This is a genomic window from Variovorax sp. ZS18.2.2, assembly GCF_024701975.1.
Lineage (GTDB): Bacteria > Pseudomonadota > Gammaproteobacteria > Burkholderiales > Burkholderiaceae_C > Variovorax.
This window is the reverse complement of the sequence record NZ_JANLNM010000008.1, coordinates 156,515-182,335: the sequence shown is the minus strand read 5'-3', so window position 1 is coordinate 182,335 and position 25,821 is coordinate 156,515. Positions and strand designations below refer to the sequence as shown.

The 25,821-nt window shown below is 66.8% G+C and carries 26 protein-coding genes; 10 read left to right on the top strand and 16 right to left on the bottom strand.

Annotated features, from left to right (window positions below; all coding sequences use genetic code 11):
• Positions 1-3: 3 nt before the first annotated feature.
• The 10 genes from NU688_RS26380 to NU688_RS26335 all read right to left on the bottom strand — a co-directional run bounded on the left by NU688_RS26380 (position 4) and on the right by NU688_RS26335 (position 10,812).
• The gene (locus NU688_RS26380; RefSeq protein WP_257863830.1) at positions 4-978 is read right to left on the bottom strand and encodes a type II secretion system F family protein; all 975 of its coding nucleotides are present in this window, start codon (positions 976-978) and stop codon (positions 4-6) included.
• The gene (locus NU688_RS26375; RefSeq protein WP_257863829.1) at positions 975-1,967 is read right to left on the bottom strand and encodes a type II secretion system F family protein; all 993 of its coding nucleotides are present in this window, start codon (positions 1,965-1,967) and stop codon (positions 975-977) included. Before NU688_RS26375 ends, NU688_RS26380 begins: the two co-directional genes overlap by 4 nt.
• Positions 1,960-3,276: a CpaF family protein gene (locus NU688_RS26370; RefSeq protein WP_257863828.1), complete on the bottom strand. Its 1,317-nt coding sequence runs from the start codon at positions 3,274-3,276 to the stop codon at positions 1,960-1,962. Before NU688_RS26370 ends, NU688_RS26375 begins: the two co-directional genes overlap by 8 nt.
• A 4-nt stretch (positions 3,277-3,280) precedes the next feature.
• Positions 3,281-4,573: a histidine kinase gene (locus tag NU688_RS26365; protein WP_257863827.1), complete on the bottom strand. Its 1,293-nt coding sequence runs from the start codon at positions 4,571-4,573 to the stop codon at positions 3,281-3,283.
• Positions 4,574-4,605: 32 nt separating this feature from the next.
• Entirely contained in the window at positions 4,606-6,021 is a 1,416-nt protein-coding gene (locus NU688_RS26360) for a type II and III secretion system protein family protein (RefSeq protein ID WP_257863826.1), read from the bottom strand.
• A 30-nt stretch (positions 6,022-6,051) separates the two neighbouring features.
• Entirely contained in the window at positions 6,052-7,044 is a 993-nt protein-coding gene (gene cpaB, locus NU688_RS26355; RefSeq protein ID WP_257863825.1) for a Flp pilus assembly protein CpaB, read from the bottom strand.
• A gap of 81 nt (positions 7,045-7,125) precedes the next feature.
• Positions 7,126-7,629, bottom strand: coding sequence for a prepilin peptidase (locus NU688_RS26350; RefSeq protein ID WP_257863824.1), 504 nt, complete (start codon positions 7,627-7,629; stop codon positions 7,126-7,128).
• A 12-nt stretch (positions 7,630-7,641) separates the two neighbouring features.
• Positions 7,642-7,827 carry a Flp family type IVb pilin gene (locus tag NU688_RS26345; protein ID WP_257863823.1) on the bottom strand — a complete coding sequence of 62 codons (186 nt, stop codon included), beginning with the start codon at positions 7,825-7,827 and terminating at the stop codon, positions 7,642-7,644.
• A gap of 424 nt (positions 7,828-8,251) precedes the next feature.
• Positions 8,252-9,751: a murein L,D-transpeptidase family protein gene (locus NU688_RS26340; RefSeq protein ID WP_374684688.1), complete on the bottom strand. Its 1,500-nt coding sequence runs from the start codon at positions 9,749-9,751 to the stop codon at positions 8,252-8,254.
• Positions 9,718-10,812, bottom strand: coding sequence for a tetratricopeptide repeat protein (locus NU688_RS26335; protein WP_257863820.1), 1,095 nt, complete (start codon positions 10,810-10,812; stop codon positions 9,718-9,720). The genes NU688_RS26340 and NU688_RS26335 overlap by 34 nt, the downstream gene beginning before the upstream one ends.
• A gap of 196 nt (positions 10,813-11,008) precedes the next feature.
• Between NU688_RS26335 and NU688_RS26330 the strand changes: the two genes are divergently transcribed.
• The 9 genes from NU688_RS26330 to NU688_RS26290 all read left to right on the top strand — a co-directional run bounded on the left by NU688_RS26330 (position 11,009) and on the right by NU688_RS26290 (position 20,037).
• Positions 11,009-11,971, top strand: coding sequence for a LysR family transcriptional regulator (locus tag NU688_RS26330; RefSeq protein ID WP_257863819.1), 963 nt, complete (start codon positions 11,009-11,011; stop codon positions 11,969-11,971).
• Positions 11,972-12,097: 126 nt separating this feature from the next.
• Positions 12,098-12,619: a hydroxyquinol 1,2-dioxygenase gene (locus NU688_RS26325; protein WP_257863818.1), complete on the top strand. Its 522-nt coding sequence runs from the start codon at positions 12,098-12,100 to the stop codon at positions 12,617-12,619.
• A gap of 13 nt (positions 12,620-12,632) precedes the next feature.
• Positions 12,633-13,640: a hydroxyquinol 1,2-dioxygenase gene (locus NU688_RS26320; RefSeq protein ID WP_257863817.1), complete on the top strand. Its 1,008-nt coding sequence runs from the start codon at positions 12,633-12,635 to the stop codon at positions 13,638-13,640.
• Positions 13,641-13,774: 134 nt separating this feature from the next.
• Positions 13,775-15,238, top strand: coding sequence for an aldehyde dehydrogenase family protein (locus NU688_RS26315; protein WP_257863995.1), 1,464 nt, complete (start codon positions 13,775-13,777; stop codon positions 15,236-15,238).
• 51 nt (positions 15,239-15,289) lie between these two features.
• Complete coding sequence (locus NU688_RS26310; RefSeq protein ID WP_257863815.1) at positions 15,290-16,543, top strand: ABC transporter substrate-binding protein; 1,254 nt, start codon at positions 15,290-15,292, stop codon at positions 16,541-16,543.
• 4 nt (positions 16,544-16,547) lie between these two features.
• Entirely contained in the window at positions 16,548-17,267 is a 720-nt protein-coding gene (locus tag NU688_RS26305) for an ABC transporter ATP-binding protein (protein WP_257863813.1), read from the top strand.
• Positions 17,268-17,430: 163 nt separating this feature from the next.
• A complete protein-coding gene (locus NU688_RS26300) occupies positions 17,431-18,150 on the top strand; it encodes an ABC transporter ATP-binding protein (RefSeq protein ID WP_257863812.1) in 720 nt (239 codons plus the stop codon).
• Entirely contained in the window at positions 18,143-19,006 is an 864-nt protein-coding gene (locus NU688_RS26295) for a branched-chain amino acid ABC transporter permease (RefSeq protein WP_257863811.1), read from the top strand. The genes NU688_RS26300 and NU688_RS26295 overlap by 8 nt, the downstream gene beginning before the upstream one ends.
• Positions 19,007-19,011: 5 nt before the next feature.
• A complete protein-coding gene (locus tag NU688_RS26290; protein ID WP_257863810.1) occupies positions 19,012-20,037 on the top strand; it encodes a branched-chain amino acid ABC transporter permease in 1,026 nt (341 codons plus the stop codon).
• On the opposite strand, the gene NU688_RS26285 is transcribed toward NU688_RS26290, so the two are convergent.
• The gene (locus NU688_RS26285; RefSeq protein ID WP_257863809.1) at positions 20,018-20,518 is read right to left on the bottom strand and encodes a hypothetical protein; all 501 of its coding nucleotides are present in this window, start codon (positions 20,516-20,518) and stop codon (positions 20,018-20,020) included. The two genes, NU688_RS26290 and NU688_RS26285, sit on opposite strands and share 20 nt — an antisense overlap.
• 176 nt (positions 20,519-20,694) lie before the next feature.
• Here NU688_RS26285 and NU688_RS26280 point away from each other — a divergent pair, with 176 nt between their 5' ends.
• Positions 20,695-21,702: a tripartite tricarboxylate transporter substrate binding protein gene (locus NU688_RS26280; RefSeq protein WP_257863808.1), complete on the top strand. Its 1,008-nt coding sequence runs from the start codon at positions 20,695-20,697 to the stop codon at positions 21,700-21,702.
• 33 nt (positions 21,703-21,735) lie between these two features.
• Here the strand turns inward: NU688_RS26280 and NU688_RS26275 are convergent, their stop codons facing one another.
• From NU688_RS26275 to NU688_RS26255, 5 genes are all read right to left on the bottom strand, one after another.
• Complete coding sequence (locus tag NU688_RS26275; RefSeq protein ID WP_257863807.1) at positions 21,736-22,833, bottom strand: ABC transporter substrate-binding protein; 1,098 nt, start codon at positions 22,831-22,833, stop codon at positions 21,736-21,738.
• A 61-nt stretch (positions 22,834-22,894) separates the two neighbouring features.
• The gene (locus NU688_RS26270; protein ID WP_257863806.1) at positions 22,895-23,791 is read right to left on the bottom strand and encodes an ABC transporter permease; all 897 of its coding nucleotides are present in this window, start codon (positions 23,789-23,791) and stop codon (positions 22,895-22,897) included.
• 13 nt (positions 23,792-23,804) lie between these two features.
• Positions 23,805-24,623, bottom strand: coding sequence for an ABC transporter ATP-binding protein (locus NU688_RS26265; RefSeq protein WP_257863805.1), 819 nt, complete (start codon positions 24,621-24,623; stop codon positions 23,805-23,807).
• Complete coding sequence (locus tag NU688_RS26260; protein ID WP_257863803.1) at positions 24,620-25,411, bottom strand: alpha/beta fold hydrolase; 792 nt, start codon at positions 25,409-25,411, stop codon at positions 24,620-24,622. Before NU688_RS26260 ends, NU688_RS26265 begins: the two co-directional genes overlap by 4 nt.
• The gene (locus NU688_RS26255; RefSeq protein WP_257863801.1) at positions 25,408-25,821 is read right to left on the bottom strand and encodes a VOC family protein; all 414 of its coding nucleotides are present in this window, start codon (positions 25,819-25,821) and stop codon (positions 25,408-25,410) included. The genes NU688_RS26260 and NU688_RS26255 overlap by 4 nt, the downstream gene beginning before the upstream one ends.

The window sequence follows — 25,821 nt, the reverse complement described above, 5'->3', positions numbered from 1 at the left end:
TTTTCATTTGACGACGACTCCCAGTGAACGGAATATCGCGATGAACCCCGGCCCCGCGGTCACGATGACCAGTGCCGGCAGTAGCGTGGTCACCATGACGCCGGTCATCTTCACGGTGATCTTGCCGATGCGCTCCTTCATCTCCGAGCGCCGGTGCTCGCGCAGCCGGTCGCTGAAGATGCGCAAGGGTTCCTGCACCGCGCCGCCGTGCCGGTCGACCTGCACCAACAGCGACACGAGGCCGCGCAGGTTTTCGTTCTTGTGCAGGGTCGCCAGGCGTTGCAGTGAATGCTCGCGCGTGCGGCCGCGGCTGTACTGGTTGTTGGCCAGCGTCAGTTCGTGGCCGAGCACCCGCAGCACATGCTGGAAGTCGGTGGCCATGATCTGCAGGCTCTGGTCCAGACTGAGACCCACGCCCTGCAAAAGCCGCAGCAGGTCGATGAAAAGCGGCAGTTCCTGCGCCGCCCGTTCGCGCCGCCCGGCGGCGATGCGACCGAGCACCCACTTGGGCACCATGAAGCCGATCACGAAGGAGGCCGTCAGCACGAGGACCACCGTGCGCTGCTGCGCTTGCCCTTCGCCCCAGACTACATAGGCCAGGAACGGAAGCACCAGCGCGAGCAGGATGCGCGTGACCAGGAAGACCAGTTGCGTGCGCTTGGAGGGCAGGCCGCACTGGTCGATGAGGTTCCTGTCTTCGTCGGCCACCAGTGCCCGGCCCAGCCGTGAATCGAGCCAGTGGAAGGGCAGCTCGACATCGGCGTGCGCCAGCGCGTCGGCATCGGGCACGGTCTCGGGGCCGGACCGCGACTCCGCCGTCGGCGGCGGGGTGCCGGCCTGGCGGATGGCGCGGCCGATGACCTGACCGCTGCGCGTGCGCCGCAATTCAGCCGCAAGAAGAGCGCCGGCGCCGACCATCAGGCCGACTGCCAACAGCACCAGGGCGAAGATGGCCAGTTGATTGGGCGTGAACGTCATGCCAGCCTCGCCAGGCGGTAGAGAAGCGCGGCACCCGCCAACTGCAGGCCCAGCGCGGAAAAGATGAGGGTGCGGCCCGTGCCGTCGTTCCACATGCCGATGAAGTAGCTCGGGTTGGTCATGATGAGGAAGGCCCCGACGCCCACCGGCAGCAGGCCGAGAATCCAGGCCGAGAGCCTCGTCTCCGCGGACATCGCGACGAGTTCATGCTCCGCCTGTTCCCGGTCGCGCATGAAGTTGGCCACGCGCTCCAGAAGCAGGTCGGCACGGCCGCCGTAGCGCACGCCCAGGCCCAGGATGGAGGCCAGCAAGAACAGCTCGTCGACGCGCACGTTGGTGGCTGTCTGGTGCAGCGCGCGGTCCAGGTCCACGCCTGCACGCACCAGTGCGGCCGAGCGTTCCAGGTGTCCGCGCAGCGGCGCTTCCGTGGTGGAAATTGCCAGCTGAAACGCGGCCTGCGTGGAGTTGCCGATGGTGATCAGGCGGACCATCGAGTCAATGTAGGCTGGCAGCTGGCTCACCAGCTTGCGGCGGAATTTCTGCAACTGGAGCCAGAGCACGAAGGTCGCGACGAGCAGCAGCAGAAGCGCCACGCCCAAGGCGGTGATCCAGCCGCCGATGACCCCGGCCACCACGCTGAGCACCACGATGCCGGCCAAGCCCAGCACGACGGCGCGCGGCTCGACGACACCCACGAGCCAGCCGGGCAAGACCTTGTCGAGCACGCCGGTGTGTACCGTGGCCTTCGACGTTGCCTCGGTTTCCAGCCAGGGGTCCGTGGTGAGGCCCGACGGTAATTCGCTGACGGGTATGTCCCGCACGGGCATCGGTACCGGCGTGGCCGGAGAACTGCTGGCAAGGATCTGCTGGTGCAGGTGCCGCTCTGCGGCCTGCCGCACCTGCCGCTTCTTCGCCCACTGCCACAGCAGCAATCCCGCGGCTGCCGCCAGCAGCGCGATGACCGCAATGACGAGCAGGCCTTCACGCACGGGTATCTCCCTGCGCTGCACGCGTCATCGATTGGCGAAAGCGCGTGATCTTCGGCGAATGCGGCGCAATGCCCAGCGACACCCAGCGGTCGCGCTCCTCGCCGTCGGGCGAGACGATCGGCTCGTAGCGGTACAGCTCCTGCATCGCGACGATGTTGTCGTTGACGCCGGTGACTTCGCTCAGCGAAATGATGCGCCGCTGCCCGCCTGAGAGCCGTCCGATCTGCACGATGAAATCGATGGCGTTGGCAATTTGCCGGCGCAGGCTCACCTCACTGCCCTGGTAGCCGGCGAAGCCCGCCAGCATTTCCAGGCGATAGAGACATTCGCGCGGCGAACTCGCATGGATGGTGCCCATCGAGCCTTCGTGGCCGGTGTTCATGGCTTGCATCATCTCGATCACTTCGGCGCCGCGCACCTCACCCACGATGATCCGGTCGGGCCGCATGCGCAGGCTGTTGCGCAGCAGGTCGCGGATCGACACCACGCCAGTGCCGTCGAAGCCGCCTGGGCGGCTTTCGAGCCGCACCACGTGGCTGGTGCCCAGCGACAGTTCGGCCGTGTCTTCGATGGTGATGACGCGCTCGCGCCCGGGGATGAAGCTGGCGAGCGCATTGAGCAGGGAGGTCTTGCCCGAGCTGGTGCCGCCGCTCACGAGGATGTTGCAGCGCGCACGCACCGCAATTTCGAGCAACTGCGCCATGCCCGCATCGAAGGTGCCGAGCTTCACCAGGTCGGCCGGCGTGAGAGGTTCCTTTCGGAACTTTCGGATCGAGACCGAAAGTCCGTCGATGGCCAGCGGCTCGATGATCACGTTGATGCGGCCGCCGTCCGGCAAGCGCGCATCGACCATGGGATTGGACTCGTCCAGCCGGCGTCCCAGCGGCGCGAGGATGCGGCGCACGATGCGCATCACGTGCTCTGCGTCGGCGAAGCGCACCGTCTCGCGCTCCAGCATGCCGTGGCGCGACACGTACACGTTCTGGTAGCCGTTGATCAGGATGTCTTCGACAGCCGGGTCGTTGAGCAGGTCTTCCAGCGGCCCGAAGCCCGCAAGCTCTTTCGTCAGCGCGTCCGAGATGAGCTGCATCTCGCGGTCGTTGATCGGCACGCGGCGCAGGCGCACGAAGCTATCGACCTCGAGCTCGACGAACTGCTGGATCGAGGCGCGCGACCAGCGGCCGAACTCCGCACCCAACTCTTCGATGCGGTTCAACAGATGGTCGTGCGTCCAGCTCTTGATGTCCTGGAACTGCTGCGAGTTGATGAACGTCTGGTCGTCGTCGGCGAATTCGATATCGGTGGACATGGGCTCAACCTTCACTTGGGCTCTTGCGGAAGCGCGAAATCAACGCACTCCAGCGAGGATCTTTGGCCGGCGGTTGGCCCGTGGGAGACATGAATTCCTGATGCAGGCCTCGGGTCAGTCCCGCGACGGCCTGCGAATAGGGGTCGTTGCGCGCGGTGCGCACCAGCATCTCGCCGCGGCTCGCGGCCGATAGCAAGGGCGCGCTGCGCGCGGGAATCACGTGATGCAGCGGCAGCTCCAGGCGCTCGGAGATGTCCTTGGCGGTCAGGTCCACGTGGCTGTCGAACTTGTTGACCACCAGCGAGAGATGCGTCATGTCGACCTCGCGCGTGCGCAGGTCCTTGAGGAGGTTGGCGGTGGACACGATGGCGCCGATGCTCTGGTCGCAGACCACCCAGGTGCGCTGTGCTTCGCGCACGGTCTGCGCCACGAAGTCGATGGTGGAGAAGCCGCCCAGGTCGGCGATCTGGAAATCGAAGAAATCGGTCAGTCGCTTGATGAGCGCCACCGAGTCGGCATGCGAGATCTCGCGCACCTGCGACAGGCTCGCCGGCAGCGGCAGCACCGCGACGCCGCTGCTGTGATGCGCCAGCGCCGTGTGCAGCAGGGTCTGGTCGAGCCGGCGCAGGTTGCGCACGCCGTCGACAAAGCTGAAGCCGCTTTGCGTGTCGAGATAGAGCAGGCCGTCGCGCGCCGGGAGACCCAGGTCGAGCAACGCCACGCCGTGGCGTGCGGCGCGTGCCGGGACGCGCACGGCCGCTTGTGTCTGTGCTTGTGCTTGCGCGAGCAGGTCGTTCAGCGTCAGCGCGAGGCTGGTGGCCAGCGTGGTGACGCCCAGGCCCGCACGGGCGCCCAGCAGCGCCAGGGTGCGCCCGCGCGTGCCCACCTGCAGGGAACTGCGCCGCTCGATCAGCGTTCGCAGCGTGCTTACGGCATCTGCGGGAGTGGCAGAGATGTCGATGAAGTCGTCCACGCCCGCGCGCAGTGCGGCGAGCATGGCGGCAGGCTCGGCCGACACGCCGGTGGCGAGCACGGGCAACGCGGGCCAGTCGCGTTTCAGTCGCTGATGGAGCGGGCCGGCGACCTCGCTTTGGTCGATCGAAAAGTCGATGAACACGGCCACCGGACCGAGCAGCGCGATGCGCTCGTCGATCGATTTGGTGCCCGGCTCAAGCACCACCACGGAACCCAGGCGGGAGAGCGCATCGGTCAGCCACGTGATGTGGCCGCCGTTGCTCGATGCGAACAGATAGGTTTCTGCGCCCACTTCCGGAATGCTGTCACGTGGAGCGTTCATGGTGCTGCTCGGCGAGGATGGGATCGTCGTTGTCAACGGGAGAAGCCAGGAACCGCTGTATCGGCCGCGCCGCCGAGGAAATACGAACGCCACACGGCGCCGTCGCGCTGCTCGGCGGTGCCGGGCAGATAGGGCGTCAGGTCGGTGCCGCGGGCAATGGGCTTGACCAGGTGCGGCGTCACGAGAATCACGAGTTCCTTCTCGTTCATCTGGTACTTGTTCTGCTTGAAGAACGCGCCGAGGATCGGCAGGTCGCCCAGCAGCGGCACCTTGTCGGCATTGGACGTGGTGGTGCGGCTCACCAGGCCGCCGATGATGAAACTCTCCCCATCGCCCAGCTCCACCGTGGTGTCCGCGCGCCGCGTGCTGATGGCCGGCACGGCGATGCCGTTGATGCTCAGCGAGTTCGTGTAGTCGAGATCACTGGCCTCGGGTGCCACCTTGAGCACGATGCGATCGTTCGACAGCACGGTGGGCGTCAGCGTGAGGCCGATGCCGAAGGGCTTGTATTCGATGCTGGTGGTGCCCAGGCCCTGTGGAACCGGCACCGGCAGCTCGCCGCCGGAGAGGAAGCTCGCGCTTTGCCCGGACATGGCGACGAGCGTCGGCTCGGCGAGAACGCGTGCCATGCCGTTGCCTTCGAGAAAGCCGACGTTCAGTCCGATACCGGCCTTGCTGAAGTTGAACAGGAGGTTGAATGCTTCTGCCAGCGGGTTGTTTTGCTCGGTGGTGATGCTTCCGTTGGACGCAAAGGTCGCAGACTTGAGCGAGGAGGGCGTGAAGACGCCGAAGCTGAAACCGTTCGAGTTGGCACGGGTGCTGAAGATGTTCAGCCCCGCCTGTTTGAGCACGCTGCGGTTGAACTCCACCACCTTCACTTCGACCTGGACCGTGTTGCTTCGCACGTTCACCGCGGAGCGGTCGATCAGCTCGGCCTTGTCGGCCGTGCCGGCCAGCGCGGCGTCGCGCGCCTGCTGGTGCGTAACCATGCTGTCCATCGTGCCGGCGAGCGTGGAGGACCGGCGGCGCACTTCGAGCGTGTAGGTCGTGGCGGCGCTGTTGCCCTTTTCCCAGACCATGAGTGTGGTACGTCCGGCGGCCTTGCCGGTCACGATCAGCCGGGCGGCCGGCGAACTGGGCGTCTTGCGCGTGATGGTGACGGCGGCCACCGCCTCGTCGCCAATCGCCATCCGGTCTATACCCTTCTCGATGACCAGCTCCTGCTGCGTCCCGGCACCGAGAGTCAGTGTGCGCGGCGCTTGCAATTGCTGCGGCTGTTGCGGTTGCTGCGGACGCCCCGACTGCGCGTCGGCGGCGGTGGATGCCAGCGGCCAGACGGCTTGTGCCATCGCGCACAGGGCGATCAGGGACGGCTGCAGCAGCCGCGATGAAACTTCCCCGGGGCTGCGAGTGGCGCTGGTCGACTGCTCGCTGGACGTGTTGTGCATTTGTTTTTCCTGGATGACGGGTGTCGGCAATCAGTAGTTCACGGTTTCGCTGCGCTCGCCGCGAATCACCTCGACCTGCAGGCCTGTGCGGGCGGGGCCGGCGGCGCGCGGGGCGCCGCTGGGGACTCGCACTTCGGTGACTTGCGGCCGGAGGGCAGGGCCCTTGCCGCCGGTGACCAGGTCGGCGGCGGTCAGGCCGGCCTGGGCGCGGTCCAGACCTTCGAGCGGCGCGCGGCGCGGCTCGCCCGCCTTGGGCGGCGGGGGCTGCAGGGCCGTCGGCAGTTCGGCGAAGAGTTTGGGGTCCGGCTCCGACAGGTCAGTCGGGTTGCGCAGGGCCAGCAGCAGCCTGCCGCTGGCGTCGCCGATGGTCAGGCGGTTCACTTCATCGACCGGCACAGCGAGCACCGCGGTGCGGGCCGGCTCGGCGCGCTGGGCTTGCTGCGCGGCCTTGTCCGCCGACTTGGACGGCAGGCCGTCGACCGAGGCGTTGCCGAATGCCAGCACGCGCTTGCGCGACAGCAGCAGGCGGGCCTGGCTGCGGTCCACATCCTTGCCGTCGGACTTGAGCGTGAGGAAGACGTCGACGTAATCGCCAGGCTGCAGCTTGTTGCCCACGCCCATCACCTCGTCGGCCTTGACGGCGACGGCGCGCTCGCCTTCGGCAATGCGCAGGGCGAGGCCCGAGACCAGCTGGTTTTCCATCACCGGCGTGCCCTCGGCGAGATCCAGCACGGGGACGCGGCCGGCGGCGACGGTCACGTCCTGGAAAGCACCGGCCGGATTGATCGTCAGCCGTTCCACGCGCAAGGCATCGGCGGGAATCGCCTGGCCCGCGGGAAGGGGTTTGGCCGCGACCACGACCGGATAGGCGAGTGTCTGCTGCGCCTTGGCGGGCGCCGCCGCAGCACCGGTTGCCGCAGGAGGCGGTACGGGCGCCTTGCGACTCAGCATCCAGGCATAGCCGCCCAGTGCGATGGCCAGGAGCACCAGGATGGCGGCAAGGATTTTGGTGAGATTGATCATGTGCGGCGGACTGAGAAATGAGGGCAAGCAATCATGAGAAAGAGAGGATGAAAGGCCTGCGGTGACAGAGGCAGGAAGCTGCTAACTCTGTCGCCCCCAGACCATCCATGCCACCGTGGCCATGGCCAGATAGGCCGCATAGGGAATGAAGCGAGCCCGGCGCGGCGTGGCGCTGCCGTTGGCTGCGGAGGTCGGGCCCGACAGGATGAGTGCGAGCCGCGGAGAAAGGGGCCAGCGTTGCAGGACGTACCACAACGCGCCGTGTGCGCCGGCCAGGAGGCTGGCGACGATCCAGATGGGGGCCAGGGCGGTGAGGCCGACCCAGAGTCCGAGAGCGCCTGCGAATTTCACGTCGCCTGCTCCCATGAGACCGAATGCATAGAAAAGCAGCAGTGCGCCGAAGCCCACGCCTGCGCCCAGGAGCGCCTGGGTCCAGTCGATTCCGAACGGCTGCATCCCGAGGGCGAGTGCCGCGAGAGCCACAACGGCTCCGGCGAGCACCAGCCAATTCGGGACGCGGCGTTGTCGGAAGTCATAGACGCTGACGAAAAGTAGCCAGAGCAGCAGGGCGACGTTGGCTTTCAAACCGAATAGCGCTTATTCGGCGGCACCGCCAAGTGCGGTGGAAATTCTGGCGAAAACACCGTTGATTGCGCCACCCAGAGTCCCTGTAGGGCTGAATACGACGACCAGAATAACGGCCATCATCCCCGCAATAATTCCATATTCAATTGCGGTAGCACCTTCTTCATCGCGCAGAAAACGAGTAATAGAACTAAGCATGATTTACCCCTTGAGGAGAGTTGAACAACGACTGACGATGCGGATGTTATACAGCGTAACTCCGTGTATCAACATGACAAACCCGAGGAGATGAGGTCCTTCGTGTGATATTGGGGAAGTACATAGCAGGATGGCGGCCAGCCTCCTGCCACCCGGTCCCAGGAGCTCCTGGTCAGGTTCGTTAACAATCTAGAGACGTATTTTTCCCTCTGTAAACCGCATCGAAACTCCCATGAAGATGGGAGGGCGCGTTACGTGCCGGGAACGCGCGGGAGGGCGGTGTTACGGGAACAAAGGCGTTACGTGTTACGTAGCACGGGGTCGCGAAGGCCGAGATGTAACACCCAAAATAGGTGCTACGGCTGCGCAAAAAATCACAGATTGGAGGGGGTGACCCCGTCACCGACAGGGCTTCGGGCGGGGTTCAGCCCAGGATTTCTTCGTGAAAGAGCTTCCACTCGCTGCCTTGGCGCAGCCAGTACTGGCGGCGGGTGCGCCCGCTCTTTTCGCCTTCGAAGACTTCGCCGAAGGTGGCGACCATGGTGTCGTCGCTGTCGCGCCAGTGCAGATACGACATGTCCTTGAACTGGACACGCTTGCCTTGCGCATATTCCACTTCGTCGTGGACCGAAATACCTTCGGTTGTTTTCTTATTGCTGCGCTGGAAATCCGGCAAATAGAATTTCTTCAATTGCGCTTCATTTCCGCTCGCCCGCGTATCTTTCCAGGCGGTAATTGCGCTGGTAAATGTCTGGGCTTCTTTTTCGGCCTGCGGCGGCGAAATCCATTGCAGGCTGCGGGCCGTGACCACCGGCGTGGCGCCGATCTGCACCTTGCGCAGCAACTGCTTCAGGTCGGGGTTGGCCATGACCACGCAGCCGTCGCTTGCGAGCGGCGCCCGGGCGAACTGCTGGGGCGGGGTGCCGTGCAGCCAGATGCCGCCGCCGGTCCGGCCGCGCCGCATGTCGTACGGGTTCGGGTAGTTGATGGGCAGGGCGCCCGCGCCGTAGAAGTCCTTCAGCGACTTCGGGTCGAGGCTGCTGGTGATGTAGTACACGCCCAGCGGGGTGCGGGCATCGCCCTCGGTGAGCTTGTCGGTGCCCGACTTGCCGACCGAGATGTAGTAGTCGGCCACCAGCTTGAGCCCCTTGTCGGAGTTCTCCAGCAGGTACAGGCGCGAGCGCGAGGCATCGACCGCAATGGCGTAGCGGCTCTTGGTCGAGAGCGACAGGAACTGCGAGGGCACGGTGCCGGCCGGCGGCCGCTCGCGCAGGGCCTGCAGGCGGCGGCGCGATTCCTCATGCAGCTCGGACATGGCCGGGTTGCCGCGCAGGCGTGCGATGCCGGCCGTGTCCGGAAGGGCGTTCGTGGGCGGCACTTGCGCCGCCAGCAGGTCGCCGTAGACGAGCTGCGCGAGCTGGAAGTTCGGATAGTCCCGCACCAGGTCGCGGGCCTTGGCCAGCGCAGGGCGGGCCTGGCCGCGGCCGAACATTTCGTAGACGGAGATCAGGCGGGCTTCGGCGCTGCTGGCTTCCTGGATGGAGGCGGCGGCCGCGGACCTGCGGGCGGGTCTGGCTGCGGAAGCGGTCCGGGTCTCTGCCAGTGCGGCTTTCTTGCCCTTGGCCTGGACGGACTTGCCGGCGCTGCCCCGGGCTTCCCTGGCGGAAGCACGGCTGCCGGACGATGCGTGCGCAGCGCCGCGGCTACCGGCGCTCTTGCTGCTCGCCTTGGCGCTGCTGCTGGTTTTTGCGCTGCCCGTCTTGTTCGATGCGAAGGCGGCACCGGGTGCCGCCAGCATCAGCGCCGATGCGGTCATCAGCGCTGCGAGCAGGTTCCCGCGGCGCGGGAACGGAGGATTCTGAAGCCGGCCGTGCCGGACGATGTCTGTCACTAGCCGCCGACGCTTTCCTTGCGAATGTGCCATTGATTGCCCGAGCGCTGCATGTCCAGCGTCTTCCGGCTCGAGATGTTGAGATTGTCCGCGCGGTAGATCTGGCGGAACTTCGCCGTGGCGTTCTGTCCGTCGACCTTGATCACGAGGTTCTCGATGTTCACGCTGATGCTCGACTTGCCGACGATGCGGGCGCGGCGATCTTCTTCCCAACCCTTGCGGCTCTGGCCGCCGCCGGGAGTGAAGTCCGAGCCGTAGGCGGCGAAGTAGCGGTCCATGTCCTGGCCGGCCCAGGCGGAAGCCCAGCCGCGAACGGCGGATTCGACTTCGGCAGCGGAGGCCGGTGCGGCAGCAGCCGCAGCAGGTGCCGGTGCGGGCGCGGGCGCCGCTTCGGGCGCCTTGGCCGGTGCTGCAGCCGGGGCGGGCGCAGCAGCCACCTTGGCAGGAGCGGGAGCCGGTGCAGGCGGTTTTGCCGCCGGGGCCGGCGCGGGCCGCGCGGCTTCGGGCGCCGCAGCAGCCACCAGCGTCGTGGGCTTGGCGCCCGGCGGCGTTGGCGTGAAGAGCGTGCGGATCACGGCCAGCTTGGGCTGCACCGCGGTGTTGGTCTGGTCCAGCTGCAGCGCCTTGCTGTAGGCCTGGCTCGCGAGCCGCGCGTACACGTCGCCCAGGTTCTCCTGGGCGGTGGCGTAGCTGGGGTTGGTGCGAATGGCGCTTTCCAGGGCGCTGCGGGCCTTGTCGAACTGGTTCTGGCTCGCGTAGATCACCGCGAGGTTGTTGTACGGCTCGGGCAGTTCGGGCGCATCCAGCGTGAGCTGGGTGAAGGCGGCGATGGCCTCGGCGCGCTTGCCGGTGTCCAGCTGGATCACGCCCTTCAGAAAGCGCATCTGCGGATCGCGCGGCTTGTCCTTGAGGAATGCATCGGCCTTTGTCATCGCCTCGTCGAGCTTGCCGGCCTGCATGAGGCGGTCGACGTCTTCATGCTCGATGGCGGCCAGGGCCGGGAGCGCCGCGCCGCAGGTGGCAATGGCCAGCAACAGTGCGCGCACGGTGGGAGAGAAAGGAAAGCGGGCGCGAGGCCGGGGGCTCTTGGGCATTGCGGACAAGACCTCGTAGGGGTGGAAAACGCTGCGGAGTGGCGGCAGGGATTGTAAGTGGGGCGGGTAACCTTCCGAAACAGCGATGACGGTCTTTCGTCTTGCCTGCAACGCCCGGCTCCGGGCTTACCCCCATGGGGGGCGAGGCGCCCCGTTCCCGGACGCAAAAAGCAGGCCTGCGCAGTACAGTGCCGCCGTGGACCGCCTCCAAAGCATTGAAACTTTCGTTCGCGTCGCGCAGACCCAGAGTTTTGCGGAGGCCGCGCGCCAGTTGCGGGTGGCCAATTCGGTGGTCACCACCCGTGTGAAGCAGCTCGAGGAGTTCCTCGGCGCGCCGCTGTTCCACCGCAGCACGCGGGTGGTCCGGCTCAGCGACATGGGCCAGGCGTTTTTGCGCGACTGCACCGAGCTGGTCGGCCGCGCGAACGACATCGTCGACCAGATGCGCGACGCGCGCGGCACGCCCTCGGGCACGCTGCGCGTCCATGCGCTGACCGGCATGGTGCTCGGCCGCTTCGCCTCGCTGCTGCACGAGTTCCACACCACCTACCCCGACATCCGCCTGGAGCTGATCGTGAGCGATGCGGTGGTCGATCCGGTCAAGGCCGGCGTCGATTGCGCGTTGCAGATCTTCCCCGCGGCCTCGCAGGAACTGGTGTCGCGCCCGCTCTTCCCGGTGCGGCGACTGCTGTGCGCCACGCCCGCTTACCTCGAGGCGCACGGCACGCCGGCCACGCCGCGCGAACTGCATCGTCACAAGCTGGGCCTGTACTCGGGCTACCCCACGCGCGACCGCTGGACCTTTCATCACAAGGGCGAGCAGACCACCATCTACCTCGCCGCGGCGCTCCTGACCAACAGCGTGCACCTGCTGCGCGAATACGCGCTGGAGCACGCGGGCATCGTCTGCCTGCCGACGCTGGTGGCGGGCGATGCGATAGCGAGCGGCGAGCTGCGTGTCGTGCTGGCGGAGCACCAGCTGTCGTCGTTTTCGCTGAGCGCGGTGTACGCGGGCACCTCGCGCAATGCGCTGAAGCTGCGCCTGTTCATCGAGCACATCGCCACGCGATTCACCCGCGTGCCGCCCTGGGATGCCACGCTGATCGAGCGCGGAATGATCCCGGCGGAACTCATCGAATTCAGTCGGTCGAGCGGATAGAGGCGGATAGCGATCCCGGGTAAACCCGGCCGATTGTTCGGAGACTCCGAATAATCCTCTTCCAAACTGCTCCCTACCGGCGCGGCCGCATGGCTCCTAGAGTTCGCTCATCCAAGGAGACAAGCCATGCCAGCCACCGCTTCCACCGCCTACAAGACCCGCTTCGGATCGCTCAAGCATTTCGAGAAAGGTCACGTCGAGCCGATCGACGACGATGTGCGCCACTACGCGTTCTCCAACTGCTTCGAGATCGCGAGCATCAGCAAACCGTACGAGAAGGTCGTGTTCGGCCAGAACCAGATCTACGTGCTCGAGACGCTGCGCGCCGAAGGCACCTCGCCCTGGTTCACCTGTGCGCACGACGAGTTCGCGCTCGTGATGGATGGCGATGTCGAAGTGCACCTCGTGCAGCTCGACGCGAGCCAAGCCGTCGCCGACACCGAGAAGAACGGCGCCGTGCTCGTGAAGGGCGAACCCCAGGGCAAGAAGATGGGCTGGATGAAGCTCTCGCGCGGCCACCAGGGCTTGCTGCCGAAGAACGCCGCCTACCAGTTCCGCACCGCCGGCGACCCGGGCGTGATCGTCTTGCAGAGCTGCAAGGGCGAACTCTCGGTCGAGAAGTGGGCCGACATCTGCCAATCGCATTGAGAGGAACCGCACCATGAACGCCCCCGCAGAACTCGCCCGCGTGATCGCATCGCAGCCCGACGCCACGCTCGGCTACAAGGACTTTTCGCTCGGCAGCTTCAGCTTCCGCCGCGACGAATATTTCGTTCACATCGGCTGGAAGACCCGCGATGGCCGCCCCATGAGCCACACGCTGGACGCCGGCAACTACCTGCGCGCGCTGATGCGCGACGTGGCCTGGGGCTTCTTCTACGGCTGGGTGAATTTCGACGACGTGTTCGGCACCGTCAACCACTACGACTCGGTCGACCTCTACGCCGGCAGCTTCAACGGCACGATGAAGGACGCGGGCATCGACCTGCTCGAGAACTTCCCGACCGCGCAGATCCGGGCGACCTTCGAAGCGATGCTCGACGACTGGACCAACGAGAGCTTCGATCCCTTCTCCGCGCCGCAGGAAACCGGCTCGCCCTACGGCCGCAAGAATGGCAACAACACCGCCAAGATCACCCGGGCGCGCGAGCTCGCCAAGCGCTGCGTGGGCCTGAAGGGCGACCTCGATCTGCGTAGCGACGCGCGCGGCGCGCCCATCAACCGCGCCTTCGCCGACGTGCCGCAAGGCGAGCCCGAACTGCACCCCGAGCCCGGCTTCGAGAACGAGGTGCACGCCTTCAATCTCTTCGGTTTCTTGAGCCGTTCGCAGGTCACGTGGAACCCGAGCTTCACCTCGGTGGTGAAGCACAGCTACATGTGCCCGACGACCGAGGAGCACATCCTGCCGATCATTCACGGCAACGACCGCGTCGAGTGGTTCTTCCAGATGACCGACGAGATCCATTGGGACTGCGGCGACAAGAACACCGGCCGGCCGATGGCCCGCGTGATCATGAAGGCCGGCGACATGGCCGCGATGCCTGCGTACTGCCGCCACCAGGGCTTCAGCCCGAAGCGCTCGATGCTGCTGGTGTGGGAGAACGGGTCGCCTAGCCTGGTCTTCGAGATCCAGAAGGGCGAGTCGCCCGAGATTCCCGTGCAGTTCTGAACTGTCTTACTCCCTCCCCTTCCGGGGGAGGGCCGGGGTGGGGGCTCTCCAAGTCCGCGCCCTCTTTGAAGATGCCCCCACCCCAACCCTCCCCCAGCGGGGGAGGGAGAGGAACGCCCATGCCTGCTTCGCCCATCCGCCACCAACTCTTCATCGACGGCCGCTTCGTCGACGCCGAATCCGGCGAGACCCTCGCCACGCTCAACCCGCACGACAACACGCCCATCGTCGATGTTGCGTTGGCCGGCAAGGCCGACGTCGACAAGGCCGTGGCCGCCGCCAAGCGCGCGTTCCCCAAATGGAGCCGCATGGCCGCCGCCGACCGCGGCCGCATCCTGCTGAAGCTCGCCGACCTCATCGAAGCCAACGGCGAAGAACTCGCCCGCCTCGAATCGCTGGACACCGGCCACCCCATCCGCGACTCGCGCCGTCTCGATGTGCCGCGCACCGCGGCGTGCTTCCGGTACTTCGGCGGCATGGCCGACAAGTTCCAGGGCGAGACCATTCCGGTCGAAGAAGGCTTTCTCAACTACACGCTGCGTGAACCCGTCGGCATCGTCGGCCAGGTGGTGCCGTGGAATTTTCCGCTGATGTTCACCAGCTGGAAGATGGCGCCCGCGCTCGCGGCCGGCAACTGCATCGTGATGAAGCCGGCCGAGATCACGCCGCTCAGTTCGCTCCGCATCGCCGAACTGATGGCCGAGGCGGGCCTGCCGCCCGGCGTGGTCAACATGTTGCCGGGCCTGGGCAGCGTCGCGGGCCAGTACATCGCCGAGCATCCGGAGATCGCCAAGATCGCCTTCACCGGCAGCACTGCGACGGGCCGGCGCATCGTGCAGGCCAGCGCGGGCAACCTGAAGAAGGTGCAGCTCGAACTCGGCGGCAAGGGCCCCAACATCGTGTTCGAGGATGCGAACCTGCAGGCCGCCGTCAACGGCAGCGCGTGGGCCATCTTCCACAACCAGGGGCAGGCCTGCATCGCGGGCTCGCGGCTGATGCTGCACGAGAAGATCGCCGATGCGTTTCTCGAGCAGTTCATTCCGCTCGCGAAATCCATACGCCTTGGCAACCCGCTCGACGAGAACACCGAGATGGGGCCGCTCACGAGCGCACAGCACCGCGAGCGCGTGCTGAGTTACGTCGAAGTCGCGCAAGGCGAGGGCGGCGAACTGCTCGCGGGCGGCAGGTCGCCCGGCGGCGATCTCGCGAAGGGCTGCTACGTCGAGCCCACCGTGATGCGCGCGAAGTCATACAAGGACCGTGTCGCGCAGGAAGAAGTCTTCGGCCCCTTCGTCACCGTGCTCACCTTCAAGAACGACGAAGAGGCGATGCAGATCGCCAACGGCACCGACTACGGCCTGGGCAGTGGTCTCTGGACCAACAACCTGCAACGCGCCCACAAGGTGGCGCGCGACCTGCACGCCGGCATGGTGTGGATCAACAGCTACAAGCGCGTGAACCCCGGCTCGCCCTTCGGCGGCGTCGGCCAGAGCGGCTACGGCCGCGAGATGGGGTTCGATGCGATGCGCGAATACACGCAGGTGAAAAGCGTGTGGGTGAACGTCGACGCGCAGATACCGCCGCACTTCGCGCGCTGATCCCCGGCCCCGCAGCAACGACAGACATACATACAAAAGACGGAGACAACCATGACATTCAATCGCAGGCAATTCACGCAGGCCACCGCCGCGCTCGTGGCCTCGGGCGCGGCACCGCTGGTGTTCGCGGCCGACACGCTCAAGATCGGCTACGTCTCGCCGCAGACCGGCCCGCTCGCGCCCTTCGGCGAGGCCGACAAGTGGGTCATCGAGCAGATGAAGACCGCGTTCAAGAACGGCATCAGCGTCGGCGGAAAGAAGTACGCGGTGCAGATCGTGCTGAAGGACAGCCAGTCGAACCCCAACCGCGCGGGCGAAGTGGCGAACGACCTGATCCTGAAAGACAAGGTCGCGCTGGTGCTCACGGCAGGCACGCCCGAAACCGCCAACCCGGTGAGCGATGCCTGCGAGCTCAATGAGGTACCGTGCATCTCCAGCGTGGTGCCGTGGCAGCCGTGGTTCTTCGGCCGCAAGGGCGACCCGGCCAAGGGCTTCAACTGGACGTACCACGTGTTCTGGGGGCTGGAAGACGTCATCGCCAACTACACCAACGGCTGGAAGACGCTCGCCACCAACAAGAAGGTCGGCGGCCTGTTCCCGAACGACGGCGACGGCAATGCCTGGGGCGACAAGGAGCTGGGCTTTCCCAAGCCGCTCGCGCAGATGGGCTTCACGCTCACCGACCCCGGCCGCTTCCAGAACGGCACGCAGGACTTCAGCGCGCAGATCGCCGCGTTCAAGAAGGAGGGCGTGGAGATCGTCACCGGCGTGGTGATTCCGCCCGATGCCAAGACCTTCCTCACGCAGGCGCGGCAGCAGGGCTTCAAGCCCAAGGTCATCACGCTGGGCAAGGCGCTCCTGTTCCCCGGCGCGATCGAAGCGCTCGGCGACCTGGGCGACGGCCTCTCGACCGAGGTGTGGTGGAGCCCGTCGCATCCGTTCACCTCGAGCCTCACGCAGCAGAGCGCGAAGGCCTTGGCAGAGGCTTATGAAGCCGGTGCGAAGAAGCAGTGGACGCAGCCCATCGGCTTTGCGCATGCGCTGTTCGAAGTGGCGGCGAATGCGCTGTCGCGTGCGAAGTCGCTGAAGGCCGGCGACGTGCGCGATGCGGTCGCGTCGACGTCGATCAACTCGGTGGTCGGCCCGGTGAAGTGGGGTGGGCAGGGGCCGTTCAAGAACGTGAGCAAGACGCCGCTCGTGCTCGGTCAGTGGGGCAAGGGCAAGAAGTACAAGGTCGAGCTCACCATCGTGAACAACGACGCGGCCAAGGGCATTCCGACCGGCGGCACGCTGCGGCTGCTCTGACGCCATGGCGCTGCTGGCACTGCATGCCGTGAGCAAGGCGTATGGCGCGCTCAAGGTCACCGACGGCATTTCGCTCGCGGTGACCGAGGGCGAGACGCTGGGCATCCTCGGGCCGAACGGCGCGGGCAAGACCACGCTGTTCAATCTGATCTCGGGCGACGTGCGCGTTGATGCGGGGCGCGTCGAATACGCGGGCCGCGATGTGACGCGGCTCAAGCCGCACCAGCGCTGCCATGCGGGCATCGGCCGCAGCTACCAGGTGCCGCAGCCGTTCGGGAACATGAGCGTGTTCGAGAACCTCGTGACGGCCGCCTGTTTCGGCGGGCAGCAGACCGAGCGGGAGGCGTGGCGCACGGCGCATGAAGTGCTGGAGCAGACGGGACTGATGCCGCATGCGAACAAGCCCGCAGGCGGGCTCACGCTGCTGGACCGCAAGCGCCTCGAACTCGCGCGTGCGTTGGCGACGAAGCCGCAGTTGCTGCTGCTCGACGAAATTGCGGGTGGGCTCACCGAGCCCGAGGCCGCGGTGCTGGTCGACGAGCTCAAGCGCATCAAGGCGCGCGGCGTGACGATGATCTGGATCGAGCATGTGGTGCATGCGCTGCTGTCGCTCGCGGACCGGCTGTTCGTCATCAACTTCGGGCAGAAGCTGGCGGAGGGCGAGCCGCGTGCGGTGATAAATGACCCCGAGGTGCGGCGCGTGTACATGGGGATGGAAGCATGAGCGTGCCGTCTCGTCTTCGGATTTGTCCCCTCTCCCGCTTGCGGGAGAGGGCTAGGGTGAGGGCGGCGGCGTTCGAATCATCGCGTGCCTTGCCACCGCCGCCAGCCCTCACCCCAACCCTCTCCCCAAGGGGAGAGGGGGCAAGAGGGGAAGGGCCGTGGAGATGAATTCGCCGCTGCTCACCACCCACGCCCTGAAGGCCTTTTACGGCGACGCACAAGCGCTCTTCGGCATCGACTTCGCGCTCGCCGCCGGCGAACTCGTCGCCATCATCGGCGCCAACGGCGCGGGCAAATCCACCTTCCTCAAGAGCCTCACCGGCCTCGTACGCGCACCTCGTGAAGCGATCCACTTCAAGGGCGAGCCCATCGGCAGCCTCCCACCCGGCGAGATCGTCCGCCGCGGCCTCGCCATGGTCCCCGAAGGCCGCCGTCTCTTCCCCAGCCTCAGTGTCGAAGAGAACCTGCTCATGGGCGCCACCGCCAACCGCAAGGGCCCCTGGAACCTGCAGCGCCTCTACACCCTGTTCCCCATCCTCGCCGAGAAGCGCCACCAGCCCGGCACCTCGCTCTCGGGCGGCCAGCAGCAGATGGTCGCGCTCGGCCGTGCGCTCATGAGCAACCCCGAGGTGCTGCTGTGCGACGAGCTTTCGCTCGGCCTCGCGCCCATCGTCATCCGCGAGATCTACGCGGCCATGCCCACCATCACCGGCGAGGGCATGACGGTGGTCATCGTCGAGCAGGACGTGACGATGGCGCGCCAGGTGTCGCAGCGCATCTACTGCTTCCAGGAGGGCCGCGTGTCGCTCGAAGGCCGGTCCGCCGACCTCACGCGCGAGCAGATCTCGCAGGCCTACTTCGGCATGGAGGCGGCCCATGCTTGAAACCCTCGTTCAGGGCGTGCTGCTCGGCGGCCTCTACACGCTGTTCGCGCTCGGCCAGTCGCTGATGTTCGGCGTCATGCGGCTCACGAACACGGCGCAGGGCGACTTCATCATCCTCGGTGCGTTCGCCGTCATCGCGGGCTTGTCTCTGACGGGTGATGCGGTGCCATGGCTCGTCGCACTCGCGGTGCTGCCCATCGCCTTCGCGTTCGGCTATGCGCTGCAGCGCTACGTGCTCAACGGCACGCTGGGCAAGGACCCGCTGCCTTCGCTCGTCGTCACCTTCGGCCTGTCGATCGTCATCCAGAACCTGCTGCTCGAGCTGTTCTCGGCCGACCCGCGCGCCATCGAGACGAACGGGCTCAACACGCAAGGCCTGGCGCTCGGAGACTCGCTCTCGCTCGGCGCGCTGCCGCTGATCGTGCTGTCCATCGCGGTCGTCGCGACCGGCGCGCTGCAATGGCTCTTCGCGCGCACGGCGCTGGGCCGGTCGTTCCGGGCGGTGTCCGACGACCGCGAGATCGCCGAGCTCATGGGGCTCGATGCGAAGAAGGTCTACGCCTTCGCGACCGCCATCGCCTTCGTGCTGATCGCCATCGCGGGTGCGCTGCAGGGCATGCGCACGACGGTGTCACCCTCGGACGGCCCGCTGCTGCTCCTCTTCGCCTTCGAGGCTGTGATCATCGGCGGCATGGGCTCGTTCTGGGGCACGCTGGCCGGCGCGATGATCCTGGGCATCACGCAGCAGATCGGCTTTCGGCTCGATCCGGGATGGGGCATCTGGTTCGGGCACATCGTGTTCCTGGTCGTGCTGGTGCTGCGGCCGCAGGGGCTCTTTCCAAAGACACGCGGATGACGACCATGCCCCCAGACAAACTCATCGCCGTGGAGCGCGCCACCGCCGCGAGCCGCACCGCGCTCATCGTCGGCATCGCCCTCGTGCTCATCGCCGCGAGCCTGCCGTTCTGGGGCGAGTCGAGCTGGATGCGCGAGTTCGTCGAGATCGCCTGCTACTTCATCTTCGCGATGATGTGGAACCTGCTCGCGGGCTACGGCGGCATGGTGAGCATCGGGCAGCAGGCCTTCTTCGGCTTCGGCGGCTACGTGATGCTGATGCTCGGCAACTTCGCGGGCCTCAACCCGTTCGTGGCGATTCCGCTGGGCGCGCTGGCTGCGGGGCTCATCGCGGTGCCCGTGTCCTTCGTCGCGTTCCGTTTGTCGGGCGGCTACTTCGCCATCGGCACCTGGGTCATCGCCGAAGTGTTCCGCCTGAGCTTTGCCAATGTGTCGGCAGTCGGCGGCGGCTCGGGCACCACGCTCACCGCGTTGCGCGGCATCGAGAAGGCCACGCGCGAACGCACCACCTACTGGATGGCGCTGGCCTGCGTGGTCGCGGCCGTCGCGCTCGTGTACCTGTTCCTGCGCAGCAAACGCGGTCTCGCGCTGCTGGCGATTCGCGACAACGAAGTGGCGGCCGAGTCGCAGGGCATTCCGGTGGCACGCATGAAGCTCGCGGTGTACGTGGTCGCGGCCTTCGGAGCGGGGCTCGCGGGTGCGCTCTACTTCGTGGGCAACCTGCGCATCAGCCCCGATGCGGCCTTCAGCGTCAACTGGACGGCCTTCGCCATCTTCATGGTGGTCATCGGCGGCATCGGGCGCATCGAAGGGCCGCTGGTGGGGGCGCTCATTTTCTGGGCGCTCAACAAGTTCCTGAGCGACTACGGCACCTGGTATCTGCTCGGGCTCGGACTGCTCGCGATCCTCGTCACGCTGTTCTTCAAGCAGGGGCTGTGGGGCTACGCCCAGCAGCGCTGGGGCTGGTCGCTTTTTCCGACGCAGCGCAGGCTGCTGCGCGCGCCGGCGGCAGCTACTTCTTCACGGGATTGATCGTGTACTCGATCTTCGTGCGGTCCTTGTAGGGGTCGTTGTCGAAGAACTTCGTCTCGTGCGAGATGCGGATCTCGTAGCCGTCGCGCACGCCCTCGAGCGATGCGGCGCTGTCGGTGGTCACCGGTGCGAGCGTGGGCTTGTGGAAGGCCGCGACCGTCTTGAAGTCGGCGGTGCTGAAGGCCTTGATCGCCGCGCTCGTCACGCGGCCCGCGCCGTCGGTGTCGACGCTCACGTCGGTCATCGCAGTGTTCGGCGGTACTGCGACCAGCGCGGCCAACGCGGGCGGCAGTTCCTTGGCGCCGCTTTTTTCCTGGATGCGGTAGTGCAGCCCGCCCTTGTCGTTGGGCTCGCCCTTGGCGGCGGCCGATGATTCCATGCTGCTCACGACCCAGGCCGCGATGAGCAGGATCGGCGTCGCAATGGCGCCCACGAACAACAGAAAACGAAGGCGTTGCTTGGTATGAAAAAACTCGATCATCGGTGCTGAATTCCCTCTGGTGGCTGCGCGGCGGCGCCAAGTGCGGCGCGCGATCGCACGCATGCTAATGGCCCGGCGTGAACCTCCTTCGGACTTGCGCAGCGCAGCATGATCCGGTAACGTTTGAAACAATGTGGTGACATTTCATCACTTCTTTCACCGCTCTGGAGTCTCCCTTGATGATCACCAAACGCCGCTTGCTCGAAGGCGGCGCCGCGGCCGTTGCCACCTCGTTGTTCGCGCCCGGCGCGTGGTCCCAGCAGAAGCCGGCGGCCGGCGAAGCGGCGTGGCCGACCAAGCCCGTGCGCATCCTCGTGGGCTTTCCCGCCGGCGCCTCGCCCGACCTCGCGGCCCGCGCCATCGCCGAGCCGCTCGCCAGGATCCTGCGCCAGCCGGTCACGGTCGAGAACAAGCCCGGCTCCAGCGGCAACCTCGTGGCCGACCAGGTGGCCAAGGCGACCGACGACCACACCATCGGCGCGCTGATCAACGGCAACCTCACCATCGCCAAGCTGCTCAACCCCGCGATCCCGTTCGACCCCGAGAAAGACTTCGCGCCCGTCGGCATGGTCGGCACCGCGCCGCTGGTGCTCGCGGTGTCGGGCAACGCCCCTGGCAAGACGCCGGCCGACCTCTTGCTGTGGGCGCGCAACCTGGGCACCGGAGGCAAGTACGGCACGCCCGGCGTGGGCACCGTGGGGCACCTGGGCATGGAACTCCTCAAGAGCCGCGCCGCCATCACCGCGCAGCACAAGCCCTACACCGGCAACCCGCAGGTGATCGCCGGGCTGCTGGCGGGCGAAATCCAGTTGGCCTTGCTGCCGCCGGGCCTGGCCCTGCCGCACCTGGCCTCGGGCAAGCTCAAGGCGATCGGCGTGACCTCGCCCGAGCGCAGCCCGCTGGCGAGCGAGCTGCCCACGATCCGCGATGCGGATGTGCGCGGCGCCGACCTCGAAATCTGGACCGCATTGGCCGCGCCCGCGAGCATGAACAAGAACGCCGTCATCAAGCTCAACGCGGCGCTGGTCGAAGTGACCAGCATGCCCGACGTGGCCCAGGCGCTGCTGAAAACCGGCTGGCAGGCGCAGCCCGGAACGCCCGAGGCGCTGGCGCGACGCATGCGCGCGGACACCGCGCGGCTGGGCGGCGTGATCATCATGAAGGGCATCCACTCGGAAGCCTGACGGGCTGCGCCGGCCCTTCGCCCGGGCGTTGTTCTACGCCTTGAAGGCCTTCGCCATCTCCACCACCGCCTGCTTGTCGAACGCGTTGATCTCGTCGATCAGTTCGTTGGTGAACAGGCGGTTCGCATCGCCCAGCTCTTCCGCCAGCTTCGGGTTCTTGCTGCTGTCGGCGGCCATCGCGATGTTGGCCGTCCACTCGGCGAGCGACGAGGCGCCCATGCGCTGGTCGGGGTCGTCGGGGCGGGGCATCCAGCTGTTCTTGCGGTCCTTCAAGATGAAGGCCAGCTCCTTGCGCGCCTCGTCTTCGGTGCGGCCCTTGGGCCGGCTCTCGGGGTACACGGCCCAGTGCAGGTCGATGCCGGCGTCCAGGTTGTGGTGCGAGAAGATCGTCGACTTGGCGATGCCGCGGAACAGGGCCACCAGCGCCGCGCGATCCTCCTTCAGCAGCTTGCGCGGCACGCAGATCCAGCCGCCCCCCAGTTGCGCGAATTTCGGCGTGAGCGGCACGTAGCGCAGCCTGGTGCCCACCAGCTCGATGCGGGCCGCGGCCGTGTCGAAGGCCACCATCGCATCGACGCGGTCGTTGTCGATCGCCGCACCTGCCGGCGCGCCGTCGCCGATGGCGATGTACTCGCACTTGTCGTCTTTCAGGCCCAGCTCGGCGAGCATGGTCTTGGTGACGGTAATGCCCGTATCCCCCAGGCTGCGCACGCCGATGCGCTTGCCCGCCAGGTCCGCTGGTGACCTGATGCCGCTCGCGGGCTTCACCACGATCACGTTGGCATTGCGCGGCAGCCACTTGTAGACGCTCACCAGGTCCAGCGTCGGGTCCTTGGCCATCGCGGGCAAGAGGATGCCCGGTATCGCGGGGCCGAAGTCCACGTGGCCCGCGCGCAGGCTCTGCATCGCCTGCGTCATGCTGGACATGTTGACGTACTCGATGTCCACGCCGCCCGGCTTGTAGAAGTTCAGCTTCGGGTGCTGGCCCGCGGTGGTGAAGCACTGCTGCGGATCGTTCACCGCCGCGGTGTTCGCCACTTTCATGATGCGCAGCTTCTGCGCCAGGGCCGGCAGTCCAACTGTCAGGCCCAGGGCACCGATGCCCAGGCCGAAATCACGTCGTCTCAACATGGCTCACTCCTCGATTGGGATGCGCGGCTGAAAACGCCCGCCGCACGCGGGCGGACAAGGTTCAGACACTCACCGTGCGCTGGGACGTATCGGCGGGCATCCAGTGCAGCGCCCGCCGCTGCAGGCGCCGCAGCAGCGCCGAGAGCGCAATGCCGATCACCGAGAGCACGATGCACACCGCGAAGCTGCCGCCGCTGTCGGCCTGCGCCTCCATCTGCAGGATCAGCACACCGAGCCCCGCCTGCGCGCCGACGAATTCGCCCACCACCGCGCCCACCACGCTGAAGGCGGCGGCCATGTTCAGCCCCGCGAAGATGAAGGGCAGGGCGCTCGGAAACTTCGCCTTGCGAAAGATCTGCCAGCGCGTGGCCGAGAGCGAACGCAAGAGGTCGATGCGGTCCGTGTCCACCGCCTTGAAGCCCGCGATGCTGGTGACCAGCACCGGAAAGAAGGTGAGCATGCAGATGATCACCACCTTGGAGCTGATGCCGAAGCCCAGCCACACCACGATGATCGGCGCCACCGCCACCTTCGGCATGCTCTGCAGCGCGGCCACGTAAGGCTCCAGCAGTGCCTCCAGCCGCGGCATCTGCGAGACCACGATGCCGATGGCCAGGCCGACCCCGCTGCCGATGCCGAAGCCGAGCAGGATCTCCGCGAGCGTCACGCCCCCGTGGTACCAGAAGCCGTCCTTGGCCATCGGCCCGGTTGCCAGGCCTCGCCAGAGCGCCACGGCGACATCGCTGAACGGCGGCACCAGGTGTTTGGGCACGTTGAACCACCGCACCGCGCCTTCCCACGAACCAAGCAGCGCGATCAGCAGCAGCATCGATTGCACGCGTGTGGAGGCGAGCGGATTGGCGCGTCTCCTTTGTGGCGCATCGGCCGATTTCTCCGTGGGCGGGGCAATGGTTCCGTCGGACGCCGACAGCGGCGCGGCAAGCATGGCGGTCTTCATGGTGAGGTTCCTCTCAGTCGAAGGAGGCTGCATGCGAGAAGCGCTCGCGGATGCTCGCAGTGGCCGAGGCGAAGACCGGGTCGGACATCACCTCCATCGTGCGCGGCCGCGGCAGGTCGATGGGCAGCACGCGCTCCAGCGTGCCGGGGCGCGGCGACATCACGAACACCTTGTCGCCGAGGAACACCGCTTCGGGAATGGAGTGCGTGATCAGCACCACGGTCTTGCCGCTTTCCATCCAGATGCGCTGCAGCTCCAGGTTCATGCGCTCGCGCGTCATCGCATCGAGCGCGCCGAAGGGCTCGTCCATCAGGAGGATCTTGGGGTCGTGCAGCAGCGCCCGCGCGATCGAGGCGCGCTGCTGCATGCCGCCGCTCAGCTGGCGCGGCAGCTTGTTCTCGAAGCCGTCGAGCCGCACCATGTGCAGCAGCTGCATGGCGCGCTCGCGCGCCTGCGTCATGTCCAGTCCGAGTACTTCGGCCGGCAGCATCACGTTCTCGAGGATGGTGCGCCAGGGCAGCAGGATCGAGCTTTGGAACACCACGCCGATGTCGCGCCGCGTGCCGTGGATCGGCTGACCATCGAGCACGACCTGGCCCACCTCGTAGTCGAGCAGGCCCGCCAGGATGCGCAGCAGCGTGCTCTTGCCGCAGCCGCTGGGCCCGACGATCGTGACGAAGCTGCCCTGGCGGATCGCGCAGTCGATGCCGCTGAGCGCGAGCACGCCCTCGCGGCCCGCGCCGAAGTGCTTGGAGAGCCCCTCGATGCGGATGTAGTCGGCGCTGCCTTCGGTCTTTGCCTTCGGAACGGCTTGCAGAAGCGCGGTGTTCATGCCTTGGCTCCTTCGGGCTTGAGGAAGCGGATGAGGTGATGTGCCAGCACCTCCGGCGCCTGCAATGCCGCCACATGCCCGATGGCCGGCAGCAGCACCGCATCGGCGCCGTGGATGCGCCCGGCCATCGCCAGCGTCACCGCAGGCGGCACCACGCGGTCGAGCTCGCCGGCGAGCACCAGCGTCGGCGCGACGATGTCTGCCACGCCGTTCTCCAAGGCGGTTGCCACGGTGGCCGTTCGCCGCCGCGAGCGTGCAGATGTCGGCCTCGCGTTCGCGAACACGCGCCGCAGTTCGGGCCGCTGCTGCAGATAAGCCTCGGGGAAGAACCACGTCGCCAGCTCGTCGGCCGTGCCGGGCAGCCCTTCGCGCAGTTCGACAAGGCGCCGCGCCTCCGGGCACAGCTCTTCGTAGGGCCGCGGCAGCGGCCAGGTGCTGGCGAGCACCAGGTGATCGACCGCGCGCGGATGCAGCAGCGCCAGCGCCTGCGCGACGCGGCCACCGAACGACGAGCCGAACACATGCGCGCGCTTGAACCCGAGCGCCTTGATGAACTGGTGCGCATCGCCGGCCAGGTCCGCCAGCGTGGCTGCGCGCTCGGGGCCTTCGGTGTCGCCGCAATCGCGCTGGTCGTACGCGATCACGGTGAAGTGCTTCGACAGGTGCGGCACCAGCGCAGCGAACATGCCGCGCGTTGCTTCCGCGCCGTGCATCAGCACGAGGGCCGGGCCCTGGCCTTCGCGCTCGAAGGCGATGCGCACCTCGCCGGCCTGCACGAAGTCGGTCATGCCGCACCTCCTTCTTGCGCTTCCTGGTCGAGCCAGAAGGTCATCTCGATCTTCAGTCCGCGCGGGTCGTTCAGGAACAGCTGATGGATATCCCATCCGGGAATCGGCGCCTCGAGGTACGGCACGCCCTGTGCGTCGAGGTGCGCGCGCATCTCCTTCAATCCGCGCGAGCGGAACGAGATGTGGTCGACATGGCCCGTGACCGGTTGCCTCGGTTCGTCCGGCGTCGCGAGGTGCGCGAACAGATGAACGATCGGCTGCCCCTCCGCATAGAGCCAGGCGCCGGGCGCGGGAATCTCCGGCCGGGCTCCGACTTCGAGGCGCATCACGCGTGTGTAGAAATCGACCAGCGCGGGCAGCTCGTCCGGCGTGCAGCGGATCGTGTAGTGGTGCAGTGCGGTGACGGGCAT

What these genes read in the sequence shown, in the direction of transcription:
- NU688_RS26310 (WP_257863815.1), top strand. Translation starts at nt 15,290, where the DNA reads ATGACATTCAATCGCAGGCAATTCACGCAGGCCACCGCCGCGCTCGTG.
- NU688_RS26340 (WP_374684688.1), bottom strand. Translation starts at nt 9,751, where the DNA reads ATGGCACATTCGCAAGGAAAGCGTCGGCGGCTAGTGACAGACATCGTC.
- NU688_RS26360 (WP_257863826.1), bottom strand. Translation starts at nt 6,021, where the DNA reads ATGCACAACACGTCCAGCGAGCAGTCGACCAGCGCCACTCGCAGCCCC.
- NU688_RS26320 (WP_257863817.1), top strand. Translation starts at nt 12,633, where the DNA reads ATGAACGCCCCCGCAGAACTCGCCCGCGTGATCGCATCGCAGCCCGAC.
- NU688_RS26345 (WP_257863823.1), bottom strand. Translation starts at nt 7,827, where the DNA reads ATGCTTAGTTCTATTACTCGTTTTCTGCGCGATGAAGAAGGTGCTACC.
- NU688_RS26255 (WP_257863801.1), bottom strand. Translation starts at nt 25,821, where the DNA reads ATGCCCGTCACCGCACTGCACCACTACACGATCCGCTGCACGCCGGAC.
- NU688_RS26295 (WP_257863811.1), top strand. Translation starts at nt 18,143, where the DNA reads ATGCTTGAAACCCTCGTTCAGGGCGTGCTGCTCGGCGGCCTCTACACG.
- NU688_RS26260 (WP_257863803.1), bottom strand. Translation starts at nt 25,411, where the DNA reads ATGACCGACTTCGTGCAGGCCGGCGAGGTGCGCATCGCCTTCGAGCGC.
- NU688_RS26325 (WP_257863818.1), top strand. Translation starts at nt 12,098, where the DNA reads ATGCCAGCCACCGCTTCCACCGCCTACAAGACCCGCTTCGGATCGCTC.
- NU688_RS26285 (WP_257863809.1), bottom strand. Translation starts at nt 20,518, where the DNA reads ATGATCGAGTTTTTTCATACCAAGCAACGCCTTCGTTTTCTGTTGTTC.
- NU688_RS26275 (WP_257863807.1), bottom strand. Translation starts at nt 22,833, where the DNA reads ATGTTGAGACGACGTGATTTCGGCCTGGGCATCGGTGCCCTGGGCCTG.
- NU688_RS26270 (WP_257863806.1), bottom strand. Translation starts at nt 23,791, where the DNA reads ATGAAGACCGCCATGCTTGCCGCGCCGCTGTCGGCGTCCGACGGAACC.
- NU688_RS26370 (WP_257863828.1), bottom strand. Translation starts at nt 3,276, where the DNA reads ATGTCCACCGATATCGAATTCGCCGACGACGACCAGACGTTCATCAAC.
- NU688_RS26335 (WP_257863820.1), bottom strand. Translation starts at nt 10,812, where the DNA reads ATGCCCAAGAGCCCCCGGCCTCGCGCCCGCTTTCCTTTCTCTCCCACC.
- NU688_RS26300 (WP_257863812.1), top strand. Translation starts at nt 17,431, where the DNA reads ATGAATTCGCCGCTGCTCACCACCCACGCCCTGAAGGCCTTTTACGGC.
- NU688_RS26365 (WP_257863827.1), bottom strand. Translation starts at nt 4,573, where the DNA reads ATGAACGCTCCACGTGACAGCATTCCGGAAGTGGGCGCAGAAACCTAT.
- cpaB (WP_257863825.1), bottom strand. Translation starts at nt 7,044, where the DNA reads ATGATCAATCTCACCAAAATCCTTGCCGCCATCCTGGTGCTCCTGGCC.
- NU688_RS26265 (WP_257863805.1), bottom strand. Translation starts at nt 24,623, where the DNA reads ATGAACACCGCGCTTCTGCAAGCCGTTCCGAAGGCAAAGACCGAAGGC.
- NU688_RS26305 (WP_257863813.1), top strand. Translation starts at nt 16,548, where the DNA reads ATGGCGCTGCTGGCACTGCATGCCGTGAGCAAGGCGTATGGCGCGCTC.
- NU688_RS26290 (WP_257863810.1), top strand. Translation starts at nt 19,012, where the DNA reads ATGCCCCCAGACAAACTCATCGCCGTGGAGCGCGCCACCGCCGCGAGC.
- NU688_RS26380 (WP_257863830.1), bottom strand. Translation starts at nt 978, where the DNA reads ATGACGTTCACGCCCAATCAACTGGCCATCTTCGCCCTGGTGCTGTTG.